This window comes from Pseudarthrobacter oxydans (genome assembly GCF_034258515.1).
In the GTDB taxonomy this organism is placed as follows: domain Bacteria; phylum Actinomycetota; class Actinomycetes; order Actinomycetales; family Micrococcaceae; genus Arthrobacter.
In genome coordinates this window covers 2,068,111-2,093,353 of record NZ_CP139438.1, presented here as the reverse complement: position 1 = coordinate 2,093,353, position 25,243 = coordinate 2,068,111, and the positions used below count along the sequence as shown (strand labels likewise).

Sequence of the window (25,243 nt, the reverse complement as noted above, 5' to 3'; positions counted from 1 at the left end):
GCACCTTTCAGTAGTTCTGCGCTCCTAATACCCCCCGGGCAGAATCCCGGGGATTTGCCTCATATGTCCTGCATCACACCTCTGTCAGGCTGAAACAACCGGGTCGGATGCCATCTTTACGCGCATGCCCACCCCCGCCATCACCTAGAGAGGAACTTGGGGACCATGACACAACCGCATGCCGTTATCGCCGAAAATCCAGGAAAAGAAAAACGCACCGCCAATTGGGTGGCCTTCATCATCTGCGCGGCCCTTGTGTTCGATGGCTACGATCTGGTCATTTACGGCACCGTCCTGCCGGGGCTGCTCGCCGATCCCTCCCAGATCGGGAAGTTCGACGTGGCCACAGCGGGCCTCCTCGGTTCCTGGGCGTTGATCGGGGTACTCGTGGGCTCGCTGGTCTGCGGCGCCGTGGGCGACTTCTTCGGCAGGCGCCGGCTGATGCTCCTGGGCATCGCCTGGTTCTCAATGGGCATGTTCGTCACGGCCCTGACGGCAAGCGTGCCTGCATTTGGGGCCATGCGGTTCGTAACGGGGCTCGGCTTGGGCGTGGTTATCGCCACTGCAGGAGCCACCATGGCTGAGTTCGCGCCGTCAGGAAGGCGCCAGTTCTACAACGCGATTGTCTATTCCGGCGTCCCGGCAGGCGGCGTCCTCGCGTCCATAATGGGCATCCTGTTCCACGACAGCCTCGGCTGGCGCGGACTGTTCATCATCGGTTCCCTGCCGCTGGTTATCCTGCTGCCTGTTGCATGGCGCAAGCTCCCCGAGTCCCCGCGCTGGCTGCTGGCCCGCGGTCGCGACCAGGACGCCATGGCCGTCGCGGAGCGCACTGGCGTACCCCTCCTCGAGGAACGCGTGATCCTTGAGGTGGGCGCAGCGCCCCGGAAGTCCGGCTTTGCCGCCGTCTTCTCCCGGCAGTTCGCCGCGGCTTCCATCCTGCTGGGCCTCATGTCCTTCTGCGGCCTGCTGCTGACCTACGGCCTCAACACCTGGCTGCCCAAGATCATGGAGGGTTACGGCTATGGACGGACCTACGCCCTGTTCTTCCCCCTTGCACTGAACCTTGGCGCCGTCGTGGGCGGCCTGGTCGCCTCCCGCCTGGCGGACAAGAGCGCCCCGCAGCGCATCATCGCCTCCACGTTCGGACTTGCCACCGTCTCGCTCGTGCTCATGACCTTCAGCTTTCCGCTGCCCATGCTCTTTGCCTTCATCGCGGTTGCCGGCGTGGGAACCCTCGGCACCCAGGTCTTGGTGTACGGGTTCCAATCCAACTACTTCACTACCAACGCCCGCGCAGCGGGCGTCGCGTGGTGCGCCAGCGTAGGGCGGCTGGGCGGCGTGCTGGGTCCGATCATCGGCGGCTGGCTTGCCGCCGCGGGCATCGGCGGCTCCACGGCGTTCTACATTTACGGCACAGTGGCGCTCCTGGGCGCCCTGGTCACCGTGCTGGTCCCCCGTCAGCGGAAGCTTGAGGAGGCCGGGCACAAGGTGGAGGAGTTGGCCGGGAGCCGGACGGAGGAAAAGCTGGCGGCCCCTCAGCCCAAGTAGCCGGCGGAGGCTGTTCTGGCGTAATTGAGTCACATTAATAAACCAGTAGAGCGTTTTAGGGTTATTCTGTGAATCAATCGCGCGGCCAGGGCAGCCCCGGCGTGCGCCAACGGAAGGGCGGGCACACTGTGGAGCTCCGGCAGCTGAACTACTTCATCGCTGTTGCGGAGGAGCGGCATTTCGGCCGGGCGGCCAAGCGCCTCCATATGGCCCAGCCGCCCCTCTCCCAGCAGATCCGCCAGCTTGAGGAGCAGCTGGGGGTGCGCCTGCTCAACCGCACCACACGGCGCGTGGACCTCACGGCCGCGGGGCAGCTCCTGCTTGATCGGGGACGGCAGATCGTCAACGAAATAGGAACGCTGGAGGCGGACGTGTACCAGGTCGGCAAGGGCGCCACCGGCGTCCTCCGGGTGGGGTTTTCAGGGTCCGCAACTTATGGCGTCATGCCCCAGATCGCGCGCCTTGCCAAACAGGTCCTTCCCGGCCTGTCCTTGGCGTTGAACGGCGAAATGCTCACCCCGTCCATGGAAGCGGGTCTCCGCGACGGAACTTTGGACGCAGCACTGCTGCGTCCCCCCGTCTCATCCCAGGAGATTGACTACCGCGTCGTCGCCCGGGAGCCGCTCGTCGTCGCTGTTCCCTCCTTCAGCGCGCTGGCGGAGGACAGGTCCGTGGCGATGCATGAACTGCAGGATCAGGACTTCATCGCATATGCGCCCGAGTCCGTGCTCTACCGCATCACCGCCGACCTGTGCCGGCAGGCCGGCTTTCAACCGCGCATCACCCAAGTTGTCGGCGAGACCTCCACCATGCTGGCATTCGTTGCCGCCGGCGGCGGCGTGGCGGTCATGCCGTCCCGGGTGCGGGCTTTCCAGCTCGACGGCGTTGCCTACCGGGAGATCGAAAACGTCCCTTCCGTGGAACTCGCTGTCGCCTGGCTGCGGGGCAACCACTCCACCCTGCTGCATAACTTCCTGGACATCGTCGGCGCCGCTACAGCCGCACAGCCGCTGCCCGACCCGGCCTCCGGGCCCGTCCCGCTTCCTACCGATGAAAGGCCTTCCCCGTCATGAAAATCGCAGCTATTGAGGCGATTCCTTACTCGATCCCCTACCGCCACCCGCTGCATTTCGCCTCCGGATCCGTCCACGAGGCTGACCACGTGCTGGTCCGCCTCCGCACGGACGACGGCGTGGTGGGCCTCGCGGACACCCCGCCGCGCCCGTACACCTACGGTGAGACGCAAAAGTCCATCGCCGCGGTGGTGCAGGACGTGTTCGCTCCGCAACTGATCGGCGTCGACATTTTTGACCGCGAGAAGATCCAGGAGATCCTTTACCGCACCATCCACAACCAGACCGCCAAGGGTGCCGTGGACATCGCCCTGTGGGACGTCATCGGCAAGACGCTGGGGCAGCCGGTGACCAAGCTGCTGGGCGGCTACACCGACTCGCTGCGGGTCTCCCACATGCTTGGCTTCAAGCCCGCCCAGGAGCTGCTCGACCTGGCATTGGAGTTCCGCGAGACCTACGGCATCAACACGTTCAAGCTCAAGACCGGCCGGCGCCCGCTGCACCTGGACATCGAGGCGGCCCGCGCGCTGCGTGAGGGCCTCGGCGGGGACGCCGAACTGTACATGGACGCCAACCGGGGCTGGTCCGCGAATGAAGCTGCGGAGGTGCTGCGCCGCACCGCGGACCTGGGCCTGCAGTTCCTCGAGGAGCCGGACGACGCCCGCGAAGTCCTGGGCCGCCGTCGGCTCGTTGCCAACTCCCCCATCCCCATCGCGGCGGACGAATCCGCCCCGAATCTCGGCGAGGCCGCCCGGGAAATCCTCAACGGCGGGGCCAACCTGCTGGCGGTCAAGACCGCCCGCTCCGGATTTACCGAGGCGGCCAAGATCGTGGGGATGGCCGAGGGCATGGGCATCGACGTGTACATCGGCAACCAGATCGACACCCAGGTGGGCACGGTGGCTTCGGTGGTGTTCGGCGCCGCGTTCGCCCACACTGCCAAGCGCGCCGCCGAACTGTCCAACTACCTGGACATGGCGGACGACCTGCTGGCCGAACCCTTGCAGATCATCGAAGGGCGCATCCGCGTCCCCGAGGGCCCCGGCGTGGGCGCCGGGGTCAACGAGGAGAAGCTCGAACGCTACCGCAGCGACCGCTAAGCCACCCCTTCCACGAAAGGAACATCAATGAAGTACCTGGTCCATATGGACGTCAAACTGCCCGCAGACCTGCCGGCATCCGAGGCTGCTGAGATCAAGGCCAAGGAGAAGGCCTACTCGCAGGAGCTGCAGCGCTCGGGGAAATGGCCGGAAATCTGGCGCGTGGTGGGTGAATACGCCAATTACTCGGTCTTTGATGTGGGTTCAAACGACGAACTCCACGACATCCTGCAGAACCTTCCGCTGTTCCCGTACATGGAGATCTCGGTGGTGCCGCTGGCCAAGCACCCCTCCGACGTTAAGTAGGTACCAGCCCGCCGTTCCGGGTCAGTCGCTGGCCCGGAACGCGGCGGCGAGCTCGCTGCGGGACCGGATGCCCATCTTCCGGTAGAGCCGCGTGAGGTGGTACTGCACCGTCTTCTCGGCGAGGAACAGGGCCCGGGCCGCCTCCTTGTTGGTCGCCCCGCCGGCCACGAGTTCGGCCACCGCCTGCTCCTGCGCGGTGAGCTGGACGTGGTGGTCCCGGGCGGCGGTGAGTACCGAATCGGCAGGGTCAGGGAGATTGCCGACGTCGAGGCCGGTTGCCTTGAGCTCCCTGTCGCAGCGCTCCACATAGGTGGCCGCGCCCAATGAGTCGTAGAGGTCCCGCGCCGCACGCAGCACCGAGGACGCCAGCCGCCGCTTGCCGGCGCGGCGCATGCTCTGCCCGAACGCAAAACTGATCCGGGCCCGCAGGTAAGGCCGGTTGAGCCCGCGGAGGTGGCCCAAGGCGGCCTCGAAATGCTCCCTGGCAGCGTCGGGATCTCCCTGGGCCGCCAGCAGCCGGCCCCGGGCCCAGGCCATCCGTGCCATGTCGGAAGGGACTTCGCGTTCGCGCCGCAACCCCTCGAAAGAGGTCAGGAAAGCGTCAGCGGTATCCAGCTGATCAGTCATCACCAGCGCATTAACGTACGTGTCCTGCCAGGGCCAGAAGGACACCCGGTCCTCGGTCCACGGGTCCAGTTCGGTCAGCGGCTGCAGCACGGCGAGGGCGCTTTCATAATCAGCCCGCGCCTCGTGGAACCGGGCCCGGGCAAGGCTGGCCGGCACCTGCATGGCCCGGTAGGTTCCCGGCTGGACCGCGGCCTGGGACACGTAATAGCGGGCGCGGTCCCAGTCGCCGCGCATGGACCAGAGCTCCGCGGCGGTCCAGTACAGCAGGGGCCGGATCAGGGGCATCCGGGAGGTTTCCAGGCGGACGCTGGAGCGGGCGATGGTGGCCGCCGCGGCATCCCAGTTCCCCAGCACCAGATGGGTGCGGGCCAGCCATGCCTCGGCCCACAGCGAGATCCGCAGGGACCCGCCGCGGTACTCGGTGGGGGCGGCGGACTCGAAGTTCACCAGGGCCGCTTCCACGTTGTCCATCCGCAGCGCCAGCCAGCCTGCCCCCATTTGCACACGCTGCTTCTGCGCGTTCTCGGCGGCGTGCGCGAACGCCCGCTGGTAGGAAACCTCCGCCTCCCCCAGCCGGCCCCGCGCGTACAGGCCCAGGCCGTAGATGGCTTCCGACTCGACGTGCGCCGGCGTCCCGGGTTCAGTCAGGGCCATCGCGCGCTCCGCCCAGCCGGTGATCATCGGCCCGTCCCAGGATGCAACCCCGTGCAGGACGAAACGCTGCGCAACCTGGGCGGCGGCCTTGGGATCGCGGTCCGGGTTGCTGGTGCGCCACGCCATTTCCAGCTGGCTTTGGGCGCTGTCGTTCTGGCCGGACACGGTGGACAGGTAGCCCAGCACTGAGGAGCGCAGCGGCGAGGGCGGCAGGGCGTCCACGGCGGCGGACCAGGTCTGCGCCTCGGCAACATTGCCGGCCCCCACCAGTGCGTCTACGGCGCGCAGGAGCCGGTCGTTGCGGGCCCGGATATCCAACGACAGGCGCGACGCGGAAAACAACGCCGTCGCCACGTCCTGCCATGCACCCACGGCCGCCTGGCGGCCGGCGAAATCCTCGAGTTCTTCGGCGAGCGCCTGGTCCGCGGCGGGCGTTGCCGAGACCCGATGCCCCAGCTTTTCGCCCTCAGGCTCCACGGCCTCCGCAGCCAGGCGGTGCAGCGCGATGCGGCGGCTGGGAACAATCTGTTCGTAAATCGCCTCGGCAGTACCGGGCTCAACGAACACGACGGCGGAACGCGCCTGGTCGACGGACAGCCGCAGGAGGCCGGCGCGGTGTCCTTCATCCAGGGCTTCGAGGACGGACTCCACTCCGCTGACGGAGGCTACTTCCGACAGGCCCGCGCTGCGGCCCAGCACGGACGCGGCTTCGGCGACGGCAACGAGTCCGGACGAGGCGGCATCCAGGACGCTGTGCACCCTGGCGCGCAGCCGGGAGGTGGGCGGCAGCGAGGGGAACCAGGCCAGCCAGGTTTCCGGGGGCAGCTCGCGCAACAGCTCCACCACTGGCTGCGGCAGGCCGCCCGTGTGCCGGACCAGCCCGTGCGCCGCGGTGACGCTGAGGTCGATGCCGTGCAGGCGCCGGGCCACTTCCTGGACCTGTTGCGGGGTGAGCGGCTCCATGGGAATGCGGACCACCTGGTGCCCGGTCAGGTAGTCCAGGACGCCGGCGGGGATGCGCGGCGCGTCGGCGGGGTTCAAGGTGAGCAGGAAAAGGATCCGCTTTCCGTGCAGCCGGCGCATGACGAACGTAAGGATGCGCAGGCTTTCCACGTCGAATTTGTGGACGTCGTCGACGGCGACCACGACGCTCCCGTGCGACTGCAGCCCTTCGAGGTGGGTGCCCAGCGTCGAAGCGTAGTTGACCACCTGGTCCGTGCTCAGGGAGGCGAGGGGACCCGCCGGAAGGTGCGGGCCGCCGTCGTACGCCTTTGCCGAACGCAACGGCGAGGTGAGCATGAGCTGGGAGTAGCCGGCGAGCGCGAACTGAGCTTCCCAGTCATCGCCCATGGCGGAGAGGACGCGGACGCCGCGGACGCCCGTGCGGCAATGTTCCAGGAAGGACTCGAGCACCGCCGTTTTCCCGGAGCCGGCCGGTCCGGTGAGGACGGCCGTGACCACCTTGCCCTTGCGGACGGCGCGGAGGATGTCCAGGAGCTCCTCGAACACCGCGTCGCGGCCCACCAGCGGCGAATCCGCACCGATATCGCCTTGGACGGACCCCGCAGTCATGGCCGCCAGTCTACCGGAGCGGCCTGCCCGCCCTTTGCGGCGGTGTCCAAGCTCTATCCCAGGTCCCCGCCGGCCACCGGAAGGATGCTGCCGGTGAGGTAGGACGCTTCGTCGGAGGCGAGGAAGACAATGGGGGCTGCCTGCTCGTCAAGGGTGCCGTAGCGCTTCATGAAGGAGGATTCCACGGTCTGGTCCACGATCACCTGGTACCAGGCCTTCTCGGTGGCGGACTCGGCTTCCGGGCCACGTTTGACCTTCCGCGGCGGCGCCTCGGTACCGCCTGGCGCCGTGGCAACTACGCGGATTCCGCGCCCGGCCACCTCCATGGCGAGGGCCTGGGTCAGTGCGTTGACGCCGCCCTTCGCAGCGGCATACGGGACGCGGTGCATGCCGCGGGTGGCCACCGAGGACACATTGACGATGGTCCCCGACTCCTGTTCCAGCATCGCCGGCAGTACCGCCCGGCAGCTCCAGAGGGTGGGGAAGAGCGAGCGGCGGATCTCCTTTTCGATCTTGTCCTCGTCGTACTCCTCGTAGGGGCGTGCCCAGATGGTGCCGCCTACATTGTTGACCAGGACATCCACGCGTCCGTGTGCGGCAAGCGCAGCTTTGACGGCCTGGGTGGCGCCGGCGAAGGTCTCCAGGTCCGCAGTAACGGATGTGGCCGACCCTCCGGAACCGGAGGACTTGGCGGCCTCTTCGATGCTGCGGGCCACATCGTGAACCAGTTCCGCGCGGTCCACCAGGACCACTGCCCCGCCTTCGGCGCCGATGCGTTCGGCCACTTTCCGGCCGATCCCCTGGGCGGCACCGGTGACGACGGCGACCTTGCCGCCGAACCTGCCTGGGGTCACGAATTGCCCGGCGTACGGTTCAGCCATCAGAGGGCGGCCTTCGCGTCGATGGCGCCGGCCATGGTGTCCTTCGCATCGTGGGCGTGCGCGGTGATGACGGCGCGGAGGCGGTCCTTGTCCCCGCGCTCAAAGGCGTCCACGATGTCCAGGTGGTCCTGGGTGACCCGCTCGAAGATCGGCGTTCCGGTTTCGAACGCCGCGGCCATTTGGGCGTGCACGTCCAGGCGGCGGTAGGACTCCAGCAGCATGGGGTTGTCGCAGATCATGAAGAGGTACTCATGGAATTCCTCGTTGGTACGCGCGAACTCCTCGGGGTCCGTAATGTTCCCGCCTTCCACTGACGCCGTGGTGGCTTGGGCGAGCCGGCGGAACTGCCGCAGCTGTTCCTCGCTGAGCCTGCCCAGCAGCAGTTCGCTGACCGCCAGCTCCAGGCCCATGCGGGCGTCGAGCTGGGCGAAGCTGTCCTCCTTGCGGAAGTCCAGCCGGCCGGTCTCCAGCGAGGACACGGCCTCGCTGCGGCTCATCGTGTCACCTTCGGCCTGGATCTTCCCGGCCGGCGCCGGGGCTCCCGTCTCGGCGTCGCCTCCGGTAGTCTCCTTCGGCGCGAACCGCTCGAAGTAGAAGTTGGCGGGCTGGATGCCTTCAGCGTCCAGCCACTTCGAGACGGCGTTGACCATGGGGGGCGGGCCGCAGAGGTAGATGTCCACGTCGCCTTCGTTAAGGTGCTTCGGTTCGATGATCTGTGTGACGTAGCCGGTGTGCGGGGCGGAGGTGCCGGGCTCGGAGGCGATGTAATCCCAGGTGAAACCGGGCAGCTTCGCTTCGTAGGCCCGCAGCCAGTCCAGGCCCACGATGTCCGCTTCGCGGGTGAGCCCGTAAATGAGGTGGACCGGGGTGGACGGCGGGTTTTCGGACAGCTTTTCCAGGATGGACAGGAGCGGGGCCAGGCCGGTGCCGCCGGCCAGGAGCAGCAAGGGCCGCTTGGGCTCGCGCAGGAAGAACGATCCGTAGGGGCCGGTGAACTCGATGGAGTCGCCTACTGCGGCGCGGTCCCGCAGGTACTCGGACATGGCGCCCTGCGGGGTTACGCGGACCATGAAGGACGCGTCCTGCACCTCGGGTCCGCTGCTGAAGGAGTAGGAGCGCTCGGCGTCGGTGCCGGGGACCCTGAGGTTGACGTACTGGCCGGGAAGGAAGGCCAGTGCGTCCCGGTTATCCACCTCGAGGGTGAAGGACACCGTGGTGTCCGTGTGCCGGTTGAGCTCCTTGATGGTGGAGCTGAAGGTGGCCGCCGCCGTCTTGGCCGACTCCGACGTGGCCGGGATCTGGATGGCAAGGTCGGACTCGGGGACGGCCTGGCAGGTCAGCAGGTAGCCCTTTTCGAGTTCCTCTTCGGTCATGGCGTCGTCAATGTAGTCGCCCGGGTCGAAGGTGCCGGAATCGCAGAACGCCTTGCAGGTGCCGCAGGCGCCGTCGCGGCAGTCGGACGGAATGTTGATGCGCGCCTTGTAGGCCGCGTCCATGACGGTCTCATAGTCGCCGACCTTGATGACTTTGGTGACGCCGTCTTCGAAGCTGAGGGCTACTTTATGGCCCATGGTGTCCTCCTGGCTGGGCGGGCGCGTCGTCGCGTCCCGGGAAAGTTCTGGCGTGCCCGGCGGGCACGGGATGGGAACTGCCGTACGGCACCCGGGACTTCCGGGCGCCGGTTCGGGCAGGTCAGATCATGTAGACGTCCACCACGTGGTGGATGTAGTCGTTCTTCAGGACTACCTTCTTCTTCAGGATCACCGGTTCCGGGCCGGAAAGGTCGATCGTGTAGTAGCTGGTGCCGAAATATGTGTCCGTCGTGTTGTAGCGGAAGTAGAGCGTGAACCAGTTGAAGCGCACCTCGACCCGGCCGCCGTCGTTCGCCAAAACCTCAACGTCCGTGATGTTGTGCCCCGTGCGCGGCTCGGGGAGGGAGGTGGCCGATGACCTGTCGGTCTTGATCCGGAACACCCGGTCCTCGATGCCGCCGCGGTTGTCGTAGTAGATCAGGGAGATCTCGTTCTGCGGGTCCTGCGTCAGCTGGTCATCCACGTCCCAGGCCGGCATCCAGAATTCGGAGTCGGGGTGGTAGCACTCGAGCCACTCATCGAACTGGCGGTCGTCCAGCAGGCGGGCTTCCCGGTAAAGGAAGGCACGGACGGTTTCGAGGATTGCAATGTCCTCCGCGGCCTTGAGGACCGGGGCGGTTTGGGTCAGGCTGGTCATTGTGTCTGCGCTCTCTGTGGTTCCGGTGGGCTCTGTCAGGCGGAGGCGGGGACGGAGGCCAGCGCGGAACGCTCCTCTTCCTCCGCCAGGGCACGGTCCATGACTTCCTTCCAGTACCCGTGCTGGATGGGGTAGAGCCCTTCATCTTCGGTGCGCACTCCGGAGGCGATGACCTTGGTCATGCCCAGGGCCTGGGCCTGCTCGTCCGGGCCGGCGATCTCGTGGGTGGAGCCGCGGGTCATGTCGTTCCAGGGGGCGCTGGTGGCCCAGTAGGTCTTGTTGCAGGAGCGGAATTCCTCCAGGTCGTCCGGGGTGGCCATGCCGGTGGCGTTGAAGAAGTCCTCGTACTGGCGGATGCGCTTGGAACGGTTCTCCTGGGACTCGCCCTTGGGTGCGATGCAGTAGATCGTCACCTCGGTCTGGTCCGCGGAAATCGGCCGGAAGTGGCGGATCTGCGAGGAGAACTGGTCCATGATGTAGACGTTCGGGTACAGGCACAGGTTGCGCGAGATGTTGATCATGAAGTTGGCCATCTCCTCGCCGTACTTCTGGACCAGTTCCTCCCGGCGGTCCCAGAGCGGACGGTCCTCGGGGTTGGTCCACTCCTGCCACAGCAGCAGGTGCCCGTGGTCGTAGGAGTAGAAGCCGCCCTTGACCTTGCCCCACTTGCCGGCATCCATGGCCTTGGTTTTGTTGGCCGAGTCACCGGCGCTGCGGCGGGCCGTGGTGGCGGCGTAGTTCCAGTGCACGGCCGTGACGTGGTAGCCGTCGGCGCCGTTTTCGGCCTGGACCTTCCAGTTGCCGTCGTAGGTGTAGGTGGAGGAGCCGCGCAGCACTTCCAGGCCTTCGGGTGACTGGTCCACGATCGAGTCGATCACCTTGGTGGCATCCCCCAGGTGCTGCTCGAGCGGCAGCACGTCGGCCTTCAGCGAGCCGAACAGGAAGCCGCGGTAGGACTCGAAGCGGGCCACCTTGGTGAGGTCGTGCGATCCTTCCTTGTTGAAGGTCTCGGGGTAGCCGGCGTTCCGGGAATCCTTGACCTTCAGCAGCTCGCCGGAGTTCTTGAACGTCCAGCCGTGGAACGGGCAGGTGAAGGTGGTGCGGTTGTCCGTCTTGCGGCGGCACAGCATGGCGCCGCGATGGGAACAGGCGTTGACGATGCAGTTGAGCTTCTCGTCCTTGTCCCGGGTGATCATCACCGGGGTGCGGCCTATGTACGTGGTGAAGTAATCGCCTACGTTGGGAATCTGGGACTCGTGGGCCAGGTACACCCAGTTGCCTTCAAAAATATGCTTCATCTCAAGTTCGAAGATCTCCTGGTCGGTGAAGATTTCGCGCTTGGCCCGGATGATGCCGTTCTCACGGTCGTCGATCACGGCGTCGGCAAGGACCTCGCGGGCATGGATCAGGTTCTCGGTCATGGCGTGCTCCCTCATTGGAGATTGCTGGACGGATGGGCGGGAGGTCCGGGCTGGCGTCGTTGCCGGCGGTGGACGTTAGAGGCAATTCTTCCCCCTCGTGACTGGTCTCACATCAGGCAAACACCTAGGGTCGACCAAGGGTGTCTTTATGTATCGATCATGACTAAAAAGCAGCATTATCAATATTTGTTTCGTCATTATCTTCGGACCTACGATGAGACAGACATCACGCGACGCCACGATCGGCAGGCACTCTGCACCGGCGTCCTGCGGCGGGTCCAGGAGACCTTTCTGGGCCCCAATTTCAAAGACGAAGGTGGAGACCGCCATGACTGAGACCCAAGTGGATACCAGGAACGAGAACGAGGGCACAGCCGTTGAAGCCGGCTCGAAGGCCACCGAACGCTTCGCCGCTTCCGGCAAGCTTTCGGAACTGCGCGTGCCCAAGGAGCGCGTGAGCCTGCTGGCCGGCGCGCTCATCAAGGCCGCCAACGACATCGTCGTTGAGCACCAGGTCACTTACGAGGAGTACAACGCGCTGAAGGCTTGGCTGATCAAGGTGGGTACCGACGGTGAGTGGCCGCTGTTCCTTGACGTGTGGCTCGAGCACACGGTCGAGGACGTCAACTCCCAGGACCGCCCCGGCACCAGGGGCACCATTGAAGGCCCGTACTACGTGCCCGGATCGCCGGAGCTTGCGACGCCGGCCACCGTCCTCATGCGCGACGGCGAAGAGGGCACCCCCCTGCGTTTCACCGGCCAGTTCACGGACACCAACGGCAATGCCCTGCAGGGCGCACAGGTGGAGATCTGGCACGCGGACGCCGCCGGCTTCTACTCGCAGTACGCCCCGGGCCTGCCGGAGTGGCTCTTCCGGGCCACGGTCAAAGCCGACGACGAAGGCCGTTTTGAAATCAACACCATGCGTCCGGCGCCGTACCAGATCCCCACGGACGGCGCCTGCGGCCAGCTCATTGAGGCGGCCGGCTGGCACGCCTGGCGTCCGGCCCACATCCACATCAAGGTATCGGCACCCGGCTACCAGCCCGTCACCCAGCAGCTCTACTTCCCGGGCGACCCGCACAACGCTGACGACATCGCCTCGGCCGTCAAGCCTGAACTGATGCTGGACCCCAAACCCCGCACGGACGGCGGGGCCGGAGAGGACGCCGTGTACAACTACGTCCTCGCCAAGGAAGGCGAGACCAAGTAGGCCTTTGCCCCTACTGTCTGAGGCCGGGCGCCAGGACCCGGCCACATGGCGCCCCGGAGCTGCATCTTCGGGGCGCCTGCCTGTTCCAACCACGCAGCCAGGAGCCAGGATGCCCACTTTCCGCCAGGACCCGGCGGCCCAGCCGGAAGCCGCAGCAGAACCCGTCACTGGAGGGCCGGCTCCCGGACTGTCGGCCGCGGAGATGCCGCCCGCGCGGCAACCGCTGCTGGAACGGCCCGGACGCCGCCCCGCCGGACCACGCCGTTTCCTTCGGGACGTGGCGCCGACCTACCTGTCCAACGGTGCCATTGGCCTGGTCTTCACCGCCTCCGGGCCCATCGCCGTCACCCTCGCCGTCGGGGCAGCAGGCGGGCTGAGCCAGGAACAGCTCGCCTCGTGGGTTTTCGGCATCCTGTTCTCCGGCGGAGCAGCGACACTGATCATGTCGCTGCTGTACCGGCAGCCGCTGGGGTTCGCCTGGTCGATTCCAGGCACGGTTCTGCTCGGGCCGTCGCTGCACCATCTTTCCTTCGCGGAAGTGGTGGGCACGTTCTTCACAGCCGGCCTGCTCGTCCTGGCCCTGGGCGCCACCGGAGTGGTCCGTCGGATCATGGCGATGATCCCCATGCCGATCGTCATGGCCATGGTCGCCGCCGTGTTCCTCCGCTTCGGCACGGACATCATCTCCGCAAGCCAGGCCAATCCGGCCGTCGCCGCCCCGATGGTGGGCGCCTTCCTGCTCCTGACCGCCGTGCCGGCCCTGGGGAAATTCCTTCCCCCGGTCCTGGGGACGTTGGTGGCCGGTTGCCTGGCGGTGGCGGTCAGCGGGCAGTATGTTCCCGGGGAGCCGGGACCGCTCCTGGCCGTCCCGGCCTTCACCCCTCCGGTGTTCACGTGGGCGTCGCAGCTGGAACTGTTGGTTCCCCTGGCCTTGACGGTGTTGTTCGTCCAGAACGGCCAGGGCATCGCCGTGCTTCGGGCCGCAGGACACCGGCCGCCCGTCAACGCTTTCGCCATCGTGTCCGGCGCGTTCTCCTTGCTGAACGCCGGCTTAGGCGCGGTATCAGCATGCGTGACGGGCCCTACGAACGCCCTGTTGACGTCGTCGGGAGTTAAGGAACGGCAGTACACAGCGGCGGTGACCTACGGTTGCCTCGCACTGGGCTGCGCAGCGCTGGCTCCCACCCTGACCCGGCTGATGCTGGCCACGCCCAAGGAATTCGTCCTGGTCCTGGGCGGAATCGCGATGCTGCGGGCACTCCAGCAGGCGTTCGTGACCGCCTTCTCCACCACCTTCACCCTGGGAGCGCTGGTGACCTTCGTGGTGACCATCTCCGGCCTGGATCTGTTCAACATCCACGCAGCCTTCTGGGGCCTGGTCATCGGATACTCCGCCTCACGGCTGCTGGAGCGTCCGGACCATGCAGGATCATAAAAGCGGACCGGCGAGTACCCGGCGAAGGCGCCCCTAGGGTGTCCCTGCCCAAGAATTTCACCTGAGCTGGGCAAAACCATGGGAAGTCTTGATCCAGCCGCGGCATGGTTAACCCAGCAGCAGCACCAGCCGCACCGAGCCACTGGTCCAGCAGGCACCCAGCTGGATGCGCGGAACAGGAGTAGCCATGAATCAAGCACCCACACCGGACGTCGCCTCCGTCGTCGGCGGTAGCGGCACGGTTCACCGCGGGAGCCTGACGTGAAACGAATCGCACCGCTGAATGCCCTCGGCAGCCCCTCGCGCACTGGCGAAGCCAATGCGTCGACCCGCATCAGTTACCCCGTTACGGGGCGGCGGGCTCCATCCGCTGTTCCGCCGACATGGACCTCCGGCAACGGCCTTCAAGAGGCAGACCAAATCTGGCCCGACTGTTGCGACTGAAAGTGCCATCCGATGGCCACCCGAATACGGGCCGCCTGGCGCACGACGGCGACAGCTGCCCTCTTCGCCGTTTCGCTGGCCGGGTGCTCCCTACCGGGAAACGGCCCGAATCCAACCACGCCGGCGCCTGACCGGACCCTGCCAACACGGGCGGAAGGACCCTTTCCCGTGACCTCTGTCACTGACGGGGACACGGTCCGAGTCACCATCGATGGAAAATCGACCCGCGTCCGCCTCATCGGCATTGACACCCCGGAAGTCAGCGATCCAAGGAAGACGGTCCAGTGCTTCGGACTCGAAGCATCCCGGCGAGCCACCGAACTCATGGACGAAACCCAGGTCTGGCTGGAATACGATCCCAGCCAGAGTCGCCGCGACCGTTACGGCCGGACGCTGGCTTACGTCTGGCAATCTGCAGGCGTACTCGTCAACGAAAAAATGGTGGCCGAAGGGTTCGCCCACGAATACACCTATGAGACCCCCTACAAATACCAGGACAGGTTCCGTGAGGCCGAACAGGCCGCCCGTACTGCAGAACGGGGCCTGTGGAGCCCGGCCACGTGTGCAGGCAACACAAACTGAACGAGGCGGGTTCCCCGAGCGGCGCTGACGCTACTCAAACACGACCTCCTCTAACCGCGGCGAGAGAACTCAACCGACCACAAAGCAAAACCGCCTCGGACGAGGAGACCTCATTTACTGCGTGCCGCCTAGAATCCGATCGAGGGTGTAGCCCTAAAGGCATTAACAGCCCTGTCTGCAATGACTTGGGCGTCGCTTCCGGAATCAAGGATGGTATTCCGAGATGATGCGGGATCGACCATGACGGCCGTAACGGCGAATCCTTCCGACTCTTCGGTGGTCAGCAGGGCGTCCACTTGAGCCTCGAAGCAGGAATCACTTGACGTGGAGTGAACGTCTTTCGCCACCACATGGTTGTTGGAGACGAAGTTGCCCACCCCCGCCGTAAGCCGGATGATGACGGGCGTCGCCCCTGCCGGGCGGATGCTCTCCGAGTCGATGACCTCCGAAAAGTGGTTGTTGACAACAGTGTTGTTGCTGCCGCTGACCCGGAGAAGCCCGTTGAGGTCGTCCAGTCCATTGTCCACTCCCACAAAGGGCGTCCACGGCTCATGGTCACGCAGGAAGTGGTTTGTGGCCACGAGGTTTTCCGAACTCTCCGCGAGAACCACCATCCCGGGGTAGAACGAGTGCAAGCGGTTGTTGGTGACGCTTGACCGCGTCACACCGTTAAGGTGGACGCTGCTCGCGCCACGGGGGAACACGTTGTTCGCGGTGATCAGGAGGCCACCATGGTTCTCAGCGTAGATCGAGTGGCCCTTGGGGCCAGCTCCCACCAAGTTGTCGGTAATTTTTGATGCCTGTCCCCAGCCGCGCAGCTCGATGCAGCTTCCGCATTCGGCGATGAAGTTGTCGTGGATGGAAAGCGCGTCGGCGTTGTAGATGGTGAGGGCGTTCTCCAGGTAGACGAACCCCATGCCGGTGACGCGGAACGAGTCGTTGGCAGTCGCGGCGTAGATGCCGGTCTTGCCGTTGACGTAGGTGTTCTCCGCCTTTAGTCCGGAGCCGTCCGGAACGAAGTGCAGCCCGTCGATGCAGAAGTTGGAGAACTCCACCGAGCTGATCCGCGGGCTCCCGCTCCGCTCAATGTAGAAGGCTGCGCCCTTGGCCTCCTCCCCGTTTTCGGCAGGGGGAAGGTCCACAATGATCCGGCTCCCGCCGGGCCACAACTCGTGCAGGTCCGGCCATTCGTCTTCGGGCACGTTATGGCGGATGCTCGACGACGTGAAACCGTGCCCGGAGCCCTCGATCCGGAGGAAGCTGACGTCGATCACCACCTGGGTGCGAAGGTGGTAGTCCCCCGGCGGAATGTAGATCACTGCGCCCGGCTTTCCGCCGTCGTTCACATCGGTGGCGGCCTGCCGTTCCTTGACGTCGGCGATGATGCTGTTGATGACTTCACCGACGTCCTTGGCCGGATTGCCGACCGGCCACGTGGTGACGTCGTAGCAGTTGTTGCTTGGCATGGGCTCTTCCCTTTGTGTCCTGTTTCTCATGGTGCCACTGTTTGATGCTGCGGGAGCTCGGCCTGCAGCTCCTCTGCCGTCGGCGGGTTGGCGCCGGGGCGGCTGACCGTGATGGCCGCTGCCCGGGAGGCCATCCGGCCCAGCGACTCCAGCACGGACGGCGCCAGCCCGTCCGACCCGCGCATGAGGAGTCCGCAGATCAGGGCTGACATGTAGGAGTCGCCGGCACCAATGGTGTCCGCCACCTCGGCCGTGACCGGTGGGACGGCCACCTGCGCGCCCGCCGTGGTGAGCAGGGATCCCTTCGCTCCCATGGTGACGGCGACGAGTCCGGCCCCAAGGTCCAGGATGTGCTGTGAGATGTCCTCCAGTGACAACCGCGGATAGAGCCAGAGTGCGTCCTCGTCGCTGAGTTTGACCACCTCGGTGAACGGGACAAGTTGCTCGAAGTTGGTCTTCGCCTCAAAGTGGCTGCCGAGCAGGGCGGGACGGATGTTGGGGTCGTAGGTGACAAGGCATCGCTCGTGTGACTGTTCGAGGAGATCCCTGATCGCTGCCGCCCCCGGCGCCAGGAAGGTGGCGAGGGAGCCGGTGTGCAGGACCTTGGGCAGCGTGGCCGGGGCGATCCGCGGAAGGTCCCAGCGGATGTCGAAGTCATAGTGCGCCGACCCGTCGGACGCCAGCGTCGCCGTCGCCGTGGCGGTACGGCCGGGCCCCTTGGAACCGGGCAGGAGTTCGACGCCGGCGCTGCGCAGGTGCTGCTCGATGGCCGCGCCGCGCGGGTCGTCGCCGATCGAGGTGAGCAGGGCGGTGGCCGCGCCCAGCCGCCCGAGCCCGTAGGCCACGTTGGCCGGTGACCCGCCGGGGTGCTCCACAGAGCCCCCGGACGAGACAACAATGTCCACAAGGGCTTCGCCGACTACGACGACGTCAAGGCCCGGCTGGGGGTCATCGTTCGTGTGCATTCTTTTCGGACCTTTCTTGGATTACCCAACCTGCCGTCAGGTAAGGGTTGAGACCGTAAGTTTCTGGACTGTTGCCGGCCCTCCCCCGGCCGCCAGCCAGTTCTCCTGGCTTTCCGCGCCGGGGAAGACGAGGTCTGTCATGACCACCACGCCGCCCTGTGCGAAGACCTCCACCGAGCAATGGTCGACGACGATCTGCAGCTTGAGCACGCCGTCCTCAAGGACCAGCGGGGCTGACTCCGCGGAGGAGAACTTTTCGTGGAAGCCCGTGTCCCCTGACCGGCTGCGGTCAAGGACGAGCCGGCCGGTGGCGGCGTTGTAGCCCAGCACCGTGCCCGTGCTTCCGTCCTCGCTGGCGAAGAAATGGAAGGCCACGTGTCCAGCGCTCCCGGGCAGGATCTCCGCCTCGATGACCTGGGCGCTGCCACGTGCCGCAGCCGGCAGCCGGAGGACCGAATCCTGCAGTTCGGACGGTTCCGCGATAATCTGCACGGCGGCGGCAGGCGGCTCTTCTCCTGCAGGGCGGCCGGGCAGGACGGGCTGCTGGACCAGGCGGGCGGAGCCGTTGGCTGCGGTGAGGCGCACTTCGCGGGCCAGGGTCATGGAGGACCGCCAGGGGGCGGTGGGCAGCAGGTTGGCGTAGTCCCAGTTGTTCATCCAGCCGATGATGATCCGCCGCCCATCCGGGACGTTGCCGAAAGAGACGGAGGCGTAGCAGTCGCGCCCCCAGTCCAGCCACAGGCATTGCTGCAGGGCCGCATCGGCCGCCGCGGAGTCACCCAGGGCGCTCACCCCGGCCGGCGCTGCAACTGAAGAGGCGTCCGGGACAAACCGGGCGCCGTCGAACTGGCCCACGAAGTACTGGCCGCCGGAACCTCCCGCCACCGCGCCCGGGTTGACGTTGACGATCAGGACCCATTTGACGTTGTCCGGGTCCCCGTCCACGGCCAGGGGAAAAAGATCGGGGCACTCCCATTCGCCCTGGTCCGCGTTCATGGGGCCGAAGTCGCTCAGGAAGTCCCAGGTCTTAAGGTCTTCCGAACGGTAGAAGACCACCTTCTGGTGCTGCGCTTCGACGGCGACCATGACCCAGAAGTCACCATGTTCGCCCTGGTAGCGGAAGACCTTGGGGTCGCGGAAGTGCGCGGAGCTCCGGGCAAGGACAGGGTTGGCGCCGTACTTGTGCCAGGTCATGCCGGCGTCGGTGCTGTAGGCCAGGGACTGCGCCTGCGTGCCGTGGTGTTCGGACGCGGCCTTGTAGGCGCTGGTGTAGATGGCCACGAGGGCAGGTGCGTCCGCGGTGCCGAAGCCGGACGTGTTTCCGTGGTCCACCACCACGCTGCCGGAGTAGATGTCCTCGGTTTCGTCGCAGGCAATGGCTACAGGGTGTTCGGTCCAGTGGAGCAGGTCCCGGGAGGTGGCGTGGCCCCAGGACATATTGCCCCACACGTTGCCGTACGGGTTGTTCTGGAAGAAGAGGTGGTAAAGGCCGTCATGGAAGACCAGGCCATTGGGGTCGTTCAGCCAGGTGTCCCTGGCCGTGAAGTGGATGGCAGGCCGGAACCTAGTGGTTGCGGCCGGAGGTGTTTCCGGGCGTGCGGCACTAAGGAAGGTGGACATGTTTTGTGCGATCCTCTTGGGAATTGGAAGGGGTTGGCTGCTTAGTGGCGGGGGGCCGCGATTGAATCGCGGCGCACCAGCGGGCAGCCCAGGATGGTCGGGTGAAGTGCCATGAGGGTCAGGTCTGTCTTCCCTTCGACGGCGTCAATCAGGTGTTCGGTGGCCCACGCACCCATCTCGTAGTGGGGCAGGGCCACGGTGGTGAGGCCCGGGTAAAGGTTGGCGGCGATCAGTTCCTGGTCGTCAAAGCCCACCACTGAAAGGTCTGCCGGAATGGAGAGTCCCAGTTCCGCGGCGGCCCGATAGGCGCCCATCGCCATCCGGTCGTTGTAGCAGAACAATGCCGAAGGCCGGTCCTCGCTGGCCAGCATCCGCAGGGCGGCCTCATAGCCGCCATGCACCTCTGAGACTGCCGACTCCACAGGTGCCGCGCCGCCGTCGAGCCCTGCCTCAGTCAGCATGGCCCGGAAGGCCCGGAGCCGCTGCCGGGTCGCAGGCACATCATCGGTGTTGTTGATGAATCCCACCCGGGTGTGGCCCGCTCCGAGGAGCGCGCCCACGGCGGCACGTGCACCACCGTCTTCGTCCGGGATCACGGCGGTGATGTTTCCGTCGGTAGCCACCGAGTCCACCAGGATGGAGGGCACGCTGCCGAGGTTGGCCGGGAGCTTCACGGTGCGGTGGTACATGGTGGCGTAAAGGATCCCGTCAACCCTGCGCTCCAGGAGGGCCTCGACGTCGGCCTGCCGGGACTCCAGGCTGGCCGAGCCTGAGGTGTTGATGATCATGAGGCCATAGCCCCGGGCTTTGGCGGCCTCGTCGGCACCCAGGATGATCCTGCCCGCGTGGGGGGTGGTGGCGATGTCCTCGCTGACGAGGCCCAGCATTCCGGTCCTTTGCGTGCGGAGGGCCTGGGCGAGGCGGTTGGGGCCGTACCCCAGCTGCTCCGCCACGGACCTGACCTTGTCCCGGGTTTCGGGGCTGATCCGCGCATAGGAGACCTCGTTGAGGACGTGGGACACGGTGGTCACGGACACGCCGGCGGCGACGGCCACGTCCTTGATTCCGATGTTCCTGTTACTCATCTGCGTCCCACGTCCTTTGGTCGGTGATGCCCCTGGGGGTTACCAGTAGGCTACTCGTTGCTTGGTGGCCTAGCCCTTGACGGCGCCGAGCGTCATACCTGCCACGATCCTGCGCTGCAGCAGGAGGGTGAGGAGGATAACCGGGATGGAGTAGACGGCGGCCAGCGCCGTCATGGATCCCCAATCCAAGCCGAATTGGGTCTGGAAGTTGGCGATCACCACTGGCGTTGTCTGGGAACGGATGGCCGTCATCAGCAGGGCGAACAGGAATTCGTTCCAGGAGGCCAGGAAGGCGAAGATTGCGGTGACGGCGATGCCGCCGGAAACCACCGGGATCACCACCCGCCACAGGGCCCCCAGCCTGCTGCAGCCATCCACCGTTGCAGCCTCCTCCAGGTCTTTCGGCACGGCCTCGAAGAAGCTGGACATCAGCCAGATCGAGAGCGGCAGCGAGATGGTGGTGTGGGCAATGGACAGCGCGATGGGGGTATCGGATAGGCCCATCGACGCCATCATGGAAGCCAGCGGAATGCCGATTGCCACCGGCGGGACCATGCGGGTCACCAATGCGGCCATGATGAAGATCCGGCCGCTGAGGGTCTTGTACCGGGTGATGCCGTAGGCCGCCGGCACCGCCAGCACCAGGGACAGCACCGTGCTGATGATTGCCGTCTGGATGCTGTTGATGAACGAGGCCGGTACACCGCTGCGGCCCAGCGCGTTGGCATAGTTTTCCAGCGTCCATTCCCTGGGAAGGATTGTGGGCGGCACGGCGATGGTATCGATCGGGGTTTTGAAGGACGTGAACAGCAGGTAGAGGAACGGGAATCCGTAGAGCACCATGGCTGCTGCGAGGAGGATCCACAGCAGCGTCCTGGTGCTGCGCCGGCCGGCCTCCAGCCCTTCCCGGTTGACGCTGCGGCGCTTGCGGGGACGTGGTGACCTCGCCCGGACGGCAGGTTCCGCGGACGTCAAAGCCGGAGTCCCGGAGCGGTGCTTGGTATTTTCGGCGACGCGCATCAGCTGTCCTTTCCTGGCCGCCAGATGGTAGCCACTGCGAAGAATGCGACCGCGAGCATCGCCAGCAGGTAGATGGTGCCCATGGCGCTGGCGAGGCCCGGATCGCCGAAGCGGATCATGGTGCGGTAGATCAGCAGGCTCATGGTTTCCGAGGCGGACTGAGGGCCGCCGTTGGTTTGGATGAGGATGGTGTCAAATGCCCTGGCTGCGTCGATGCCGCGGACCACCAACGCGACGGCGATGACGGGGCGGAGCAGCGGAAGGATGATCCGGAACAGCAGGGCCGGTGCGCGGGCACCATCCAGCCGTGCGGCTTCGATGAGGTCGCCGGGAATGTTCTGCAGCCCGGCGAACAGTACCAGGCACATGAACGAGGTGGTCAGCCAGATGTCCGGTATGGCCACCGAGTAGAGCACGATGCCGGGGTCGGACAGCCAGCCGATCTGGTTAGGGTTGTCCAGGATGCCTGCCTGGTGCAGGAGCGTTCCGATGAGGCCGAAGTTGTCGATCATCAGGAACTTCCAGAGCAGGCCTGCCACAATTGGGGCGATCATGAGCGGGTACATGAACACCGTCCGCCAGATCTGGGAACTGCGGCCCAGCATGGTGAACAGCAGGGCCATGCCCAGGCCCAGCGCGAACTCAAGGGTGACCACCACCAGGGTGTAGGCCAGGGTCCGCCAGCCCGCTCCCGTGAAGGCCTCGGATGCGAAGGCGCGGAAGTAGTTGTCCATGCCGACGAAGTCGCGGGGGCCGCCAGCGATTGGGGAGATCTTGTAGAAGCTGTCCGCCACCAGGCGGAACAGCGGGAATGCCACGAATATTGCCAGGAACAGCGCCGCTGGTGTCATCAGGAACAATGCGAAGCGGCGATCGGAGATGCGCACGGTTTTCTCTTCCGCTGGTTGGGGCCGCGGCCGGCACCGGAGTTGCTGTGCCTCTTCGGCAGATGCCGGCCGCGGGGGCTCTTACTTGAGGAGGTCCTCGATCTGCTTCTTGGCGTCGGCGAGGAGGGCGGCGGAGTCACCGCCGGCAACGGCCTTCTGCAGCATGGGAACCAGGACGGTGTCCACGATCTGCTGCCACTTCTCGGTGGCCGGACGGGTGGCGGTGGCTTCACCGTTGAGAGTTTCGATCAGCGGCTTGAAGCTCTCGTAGCCTTCCTTGTCCTGGTACTTCTCGAACGCGGAGATGCGGGAGGCCAGGCCCAGGCTGGATTCGATGCCCCTGTCGTTGTAGTCGTAGGAGCACTTCACGAACTTCTTGGCCGCCTCGGTGTTCTTGGTGGCCTTCGGCACCGTGAGGTACCAGGGGCCCGGAACGCCGCCGACGCCGGCGGAACCGGCGATCATGGGGGCTGCGCCCACCTTGCCCGCCACCGGGGAGTCTTTGGGAATCTGCCGGTAGGCGTGGGCCCAGAACCTGGTCATGGCGGTCTGGCCTTGGTTGAACAGGTTCTGGGCTGCAGCCCAGTCCACCTGCGCTGCGCCGGACGGAGCGTACTTGGCGAGGCCCACGTAGAAGTCAAGGGCTTCCTTATGCGCGGCGTTGTCAATGACCACCTTGTCGCCGTCCAGAACCATGGGCGAGCCGGCCTGCAGGACGTGGGCCAGCCATTCGGTTTCCACGCCGCCCTTGACATCCGTACCGTACATGCCGTCCTTGGTGAAGAACTCGGAGATGTCCTGGTACTGCTTCCACGTGGTGGGGGCAGCCAGCTCATAGCCGTACCTTGTCTGGAAGTCGGCCTTATTCTTGGCGTCCTCGAACAGGTCCTTGCGGTACAGGATAATTTCGGCGTTGGTCCAGGCGGGCAGGCCCACGAAGTGCCCGTCGACGTTGGCTTCCTTGACCAGGGCCGGGAAGATGTCCTTTTTCGCCTCGTCAGTGAAGATCTCGTCAATGGGCTGGAGGGCGTCCTTGAAGCTGGGCAGCCACACGGAGTCCAGGGCGGCCACGTCGAAGGAGACGTTGCCGGAGGAGAATTCGCTGGAAAGCCGGTTGAACATGCCGTCGTAGGGCAGTTCAACGAAGTTGACGTCTACGCCGGCGTCCTTCTTGCATTGTGCGGCGACGCCGGTCAGTTCGGCGTGGCCGCCGGCTTCGACCAGGACGTTGACGGTGTTGGTTCCGGCAGTTCCTGTAGACGGGGCCGGGCCACCTGCGCCGCAGGCCGAGGCGGCCAGTGCGACGGCGCTGCAGATGCCGCCGATGGCGAGCCTGCCGATGAATTTACGAGTGGACATCGCTGTCGACTCACTTTCTCTTGAACGGAATGGTGAGAGTGACTTGGACTGAAAAATCGTTTTGCCAAAACGATTTGGCATCCACGATAGGACTGGGCAGGTTCAGGTGTCAAGGGTCGCTGCTTTGCCAAAAACCGTGGGACATTTTGGCGTTGACAGCTGTTGCTCCGCCCTCCTAGCCTCAATGTATCCGGCCAACCAAATCGTTTTGGCACCACTTGGGACTCCCGACTCCATGGCGGTCGGGACATCTTCCACGCGTATGCGGAGCTCTCGTTGAAACCTGCCGCCCTGTGCTGCGAAAACCGATGCTTTGCGGTCCCGGATAGCCCACACATTCCACAGTGCATTGAGGAGACAAGCGTTGACTGACAAAAATTCGCTGATGATGGACCCGAGCCGACGCAGACTATTAGGCGCTGGCGCTGTTGCCACGCTTACCGGAGCGCTGGCTCTTGGCGCTGCAGCACCGGCGCAGGCCGCGGACAGCACGGAAGAAACAAACAGATACGACGTCACGTCCTGGAAGATCAAGGGCCGGCCCGAGGTGACGGCCCAGATAGACATTGGTGCGGTGATCAATGACATCATCGCGGACGTCAAAAAGCGCCAGACCACGGCAGACGCCCGGCCGGGCGCCGTCATCACCATCCCCCCGGGCGACTACGACCTTCGGACTCAAGTTGTCGTGGACGTCAGCTATCTGACCATTGCAGGCTTTGGCCACGGGTTCTTCTCCCGCAGCATAAAGGACAATGTGGACACGTCCGGCTGGCTCGAACTGCAGCCCGGCGGCAGCCACATCCGTGTCCTTACTCCTTCAACAGCTCCGCAGGCCTTCCTGGTACGTCGGGCGGGGAGCCCCCGCCTGTCCGGAGTTGTTTTCCGCGACTTCTGCCTTGATGGCGTGGAGTTCCCGCCAGACGGCAACAGCTACCGAAACGGCAGAACCGGCATTGAAGTCGCCTCAGACAACGACTCCTTCCACATCACCGGCATGGGTTTTGTGTATCTCGAACACGCACTCATAGTCCGTGGCGCCGACGCCCTGCGTGTCCACGACAACATGATCGCCGAATGCGGCAACTGCGTAGAACTCACCGGCGCCGGACAGGCGACGATCGTCAGCAACAACCTCATGGGGGCCGGGCCGGAGGGGGCCACCCTGCTGGCGGAGAATCACGAAGGTCTTCTCATCACCGGTAACAACCTGTTCCCCCGGGGCAGGAGCCTGGTCGAGCTGACCGGCTGCAACAGATGCTCGGTGACCTCGAACAGGTTCCAGGGTTTCTTCCCCGGCATAATGCGCCTCATTAACAACTGCAAGGAAAACCTGATCACTGGCAACCACTTCCGGCGCGGTATGGAAGGCTTCCCGCCGTTCCTCGGAACATCCAACGGCCTGGACGATCTTTACGGCGTGGTTCACATCGCGGGAGACAACAACTTTTTCGCCAACAACCTCATCGCTTACGACGTCTCGCCCGACAGGATCGTACCGCCGAACGCCCAGCCGACAATGATCCTTGTCGCCGGGGGTGACAGCAACGTAGTGGCCACCAACCATGTTGTGAGCAACGTCGAAACACAGCACGTCGTTTTGGATGCTTCCACAGTCCGATCAAAAGTGCTTGACAGCGGCCCCGCTTCAAAGGTCACTTCCTACAGCGCCGATACAGCCATAAGGCCAACCCCCTAGGCCCGGAAAGCAAGATAGCCGTCTTCACTGCCAGTTGCCCGGCAGTGAAGACGG

General features: G+C 65.4%; 20 protein-coding genes. 8 read left to right on the top strand and 12 right to left on the bottom strand.

Going from position 1 to position 25,243, the window contains the following annotated elements; genetic code table 11:
- The first annotated feature begins 165 nt into the window (after positions 1-165).
- The 4 genes from SMD14_RS09460 (at position 166) to catC (ending at position 4,030) form a co-directional block, all read left to right on the top strand.
- The gene (locus tag SMD14_RS09460; RefSeq protein ID WP_321216132.1) at positions 166-1,551 is read left to right on the top strand and encodes an aromatic acid/H+ symport family MFS transporter; all 1,386 of its coding nucleotides are present in this window, start codon (positions 166-168) and stop codon (positions 1,549-1,551) included.
- A 128-nt stretch (positions 1,552-1,679) separates the two neighbouring features.
- Positions 1,680-2,624: a LysR substrate-binding domain-containing protein gene (locus SMD14_RS09455; protein WP_321216249.1), complete on the top strand. Its 945-nt coding sequence runs from the start codon at positions 1,680-1,682 to the stop codon at positions 2,622-2,624.
- Entirely contained in the window at positions 2,621-3,724 is a 1,104-nt protein-coding gene (locus SMD14_RS09450) for a mandelate racemase/muconate lactonizing enzyme family protein (protein WP_157242417.1), read from the top strand. The genes SMD14_RS09455 and SMD14_RS09450 overlap by 4 nt, the downstream gene beginning before the upstream one ends.
- A gap of 27 nt (positions 3,725-3,751) precedes the next feature.
- Positions 3,752-4,030: a muconolactone Delta-isomerase gene (gene catC / locus SMD14_RS09445; RefSeq protein ID WP_157242418.1), complete on the top strand. Its 279-nt coding sequence runs from the start codon at positions 3,752-3,754 to the stop codon at positions 4,028-4,030.
- 21 nt (positions 4,031-4,051) lie between these two features.
- On the opposite strand, the gene SMD14_RS09440 is transcribed toward catC, so the two are convergent.
- The 5 genes from SMD14_RS09440 to benA form a co-directional block, all read right to left on the bottom strand.
- Positions 4,052-6,883, bottom strand: a complete 2,832-nt coding sequence (locus tag SMD14_RS09440) for an AAA family ATPase (protein WP_321216131.1) — start codon at positions 6,881-6,883, stop codon at positions 4,052-4,054.
- A gap of 53 nt (positions 6,884-6,936) precedes the next feature.
- Entirely contained in the window at positions 6,937-7,764 is an 828-nt protein-coding gene (locus SMD14_RS09435) for a 1,6-dihydroxycyclohexa-2,4-diene-1-carboxylate dehydrogenase (protein ID WP_321216130.1), read from the bottom strand.
- Complete coding sequence (gene benC, locus SMD14_RS09430) at positions 7,764-9,335, bottom strand: benzoate 1,2-dioxygenase electron transfer component BenC (protein ID WP_321216129.1); 1,572 nt, start codon at positions 9,333-9,335, stop codon at positions 7,764-7,766. Before benC ends, SMD14_RS09435 begins: the two co-directional genes overlap by 1 nt.
- A gap of 121 nt (positions 9,336-9,456) precedes the next feature.
- Complete coding sequence (gene benB, locus SMD14_RS09425; protein ID WP_321216128.1) at positions 9,457-9,993, bottom strand: benzoate 1,2-dioxygenase small subunit; 537 nt, start codon at positions 9,991-9,993, stop codon at positions 9,457-9,459.
- Positions 9,994-10,028: 35 nt separating this feature from the next.
- A complete protein-coding gene (gene benA, locus SMD14_RS09420; protein ID WP_321216127.1) occupies positions 10,029-11,414 on the bottom strand; it encodes a benzoate 1,2-dioxygenase large subunit in 1,386 nt (461 codons plus the stop codon).
- Positions 11,415-11,742: 328 nt separating this feature from the next.
- Here benA and catA point away from each other — a divergent pair, with 328 nt between their 5' ends.
- The 3 genes from catA (at position 11,743) to SMD14_RS09405 (ending at position 15,088) form a co-directional block, all read left to right on the top strand.
- Entirely contained in the window at positions 11,743-12,627 is an 885-nt protein-coding gene (gene catA / locus SMD14_RS09415) for a catechol 1,2-dioxygenase (RefSeq protein ID WP_157242424.1), read from the top strand.
- A 109-nt stretch (positions 12,628-12,736) separates the two neighbouring features.
- Positions 12,737-14,062, top strand: coding sequence for a benzoate/H(+) symporter BenE family transporter (locus tag SMD14_RS09410; protein ID WP_321216126.1), 1,326 nt, complete (start codon positions 12,737-12,739; stop codon positions 14,060-14,062).
- A gap of 612 nt (positions 14,063-14,674) precedes the next feature.
- Entirely contained in the window at positions 14,675-15,088 is a 414-nt protein-coding gene (locus SMD14_RS09405; protein WP_321216125.1) for a thermonuclease family protein, read from the top strand.
- A 128-nt stretch (positions 15,089-15,216) separates the two neighbouring features.
- Here the strand turns inward: SMD14_RS09405 and SMD14_RS09400 are convergent, their stop codons facing one another.
- From SMD14_RS09400 to SMD14_RS09370, 7 genes are all read right to left on the bottom strand, one after another.
- A complete protein-coding gene (locus SMD14_RS09400; RefSeq protein ID WP_321216124.1) occupies positions 15,217-16,554 on the bottom strand; it encodes a right-handed parallel beta-helix repeat-containing protein in 1,338 nt (445 codons plus the stop codon).
- 26 nt (positions 16,555-16,580) lie between these two features.
- On the bottom strand, positions 16,581-17,519 hold the full coding sequence (locus SMD14_RS09395; protein WP_321216123.1) for a carbohydrate kinase: 939 nt from the start codon (positions 17,517-17,519) through the stop codon (positions 16,581-16,583).
- 36 nt (positions 17,520-17,555) lie between these two features.
- The gene (locus SMD14_RS09390) at positions 17,556-19,139 is read right to left on the bottom strand and encodes a glycoside hydrolase family 32 protein (RefSeq protein ID WP_321216122.1); all 1,584 of its coding nucleotides are present in this window, start codon (positions 19,137-19,139) and stop codon (positions 17,556-17,558) included.
- A 41-nt stretch (positions 19,140-19,180) separates the two neighbouring features.
- Entirely contained in the window at positions 19,181-20,224 is a 1,044-nt protein-coding gene (locus tag SMD14_RS09385; RefSeq protein WP_321216121.1) for a LacI family DNA-binding transcriptional regulator, read from the bottom strand.
- 69 nt (positions 20,225-20,293) lie between these two features.
- Positions 20,294-21,244, bottom strand: coding sequence for a carbohydrate ABC transporter permease (locus SMD14_RS09380; protein ID WP_321216120.1), 951 nt, complete (start codon positions 21,242-21,244; stop codon positions 20,294-20,296).
- Entirely contained in the window at positions 21,244-22,131 is an 888-nt protein-coding gene (locus SMD14_RS09375; protein ID WP_321216119.1) for a sugar ABC transporter permease, read from the bottom strand. The genes SMD14_RS09380 and SMD14_RS09375 overlap by 1 nt, the downstream gene beginning before the upstream one ends.
- Positions 22,132-22,212: 81 nt before the next feature.
- Positions 22,213-23,490 carry a sugar ABC transporter substrate-binding protein gene (locus tag SMD14_RS09370; protein WP_321216118.1) on the bottom strand — a complete coding sequence of 426 codons (1,278 nt, stop codon included), beginning with the start codon at positions 23,488-23,490 and terminating at the stop codon, positions 22,213-22,215.
- A 364-nt stretch (positions 23,491-23,854) separates the two neighbouring features.
- Between SMD14_RS09370 and SMD14_RS09365 the strand changes: the two genes are divergently transcribed.
- Complete coding sequence (locus tag SMD14_RS09365; RefSeq protein ID WP_321216117.1) at positions 23,855-25,189, top strand: NosD domain-containing protein; 1,335 nt, start codon at positions 23,855-23,857, stop codon at positions 25,187-25,189.
- The last annotated feature ends 54 nt before the right edge of the window (positions 25,190-25,243 follow it).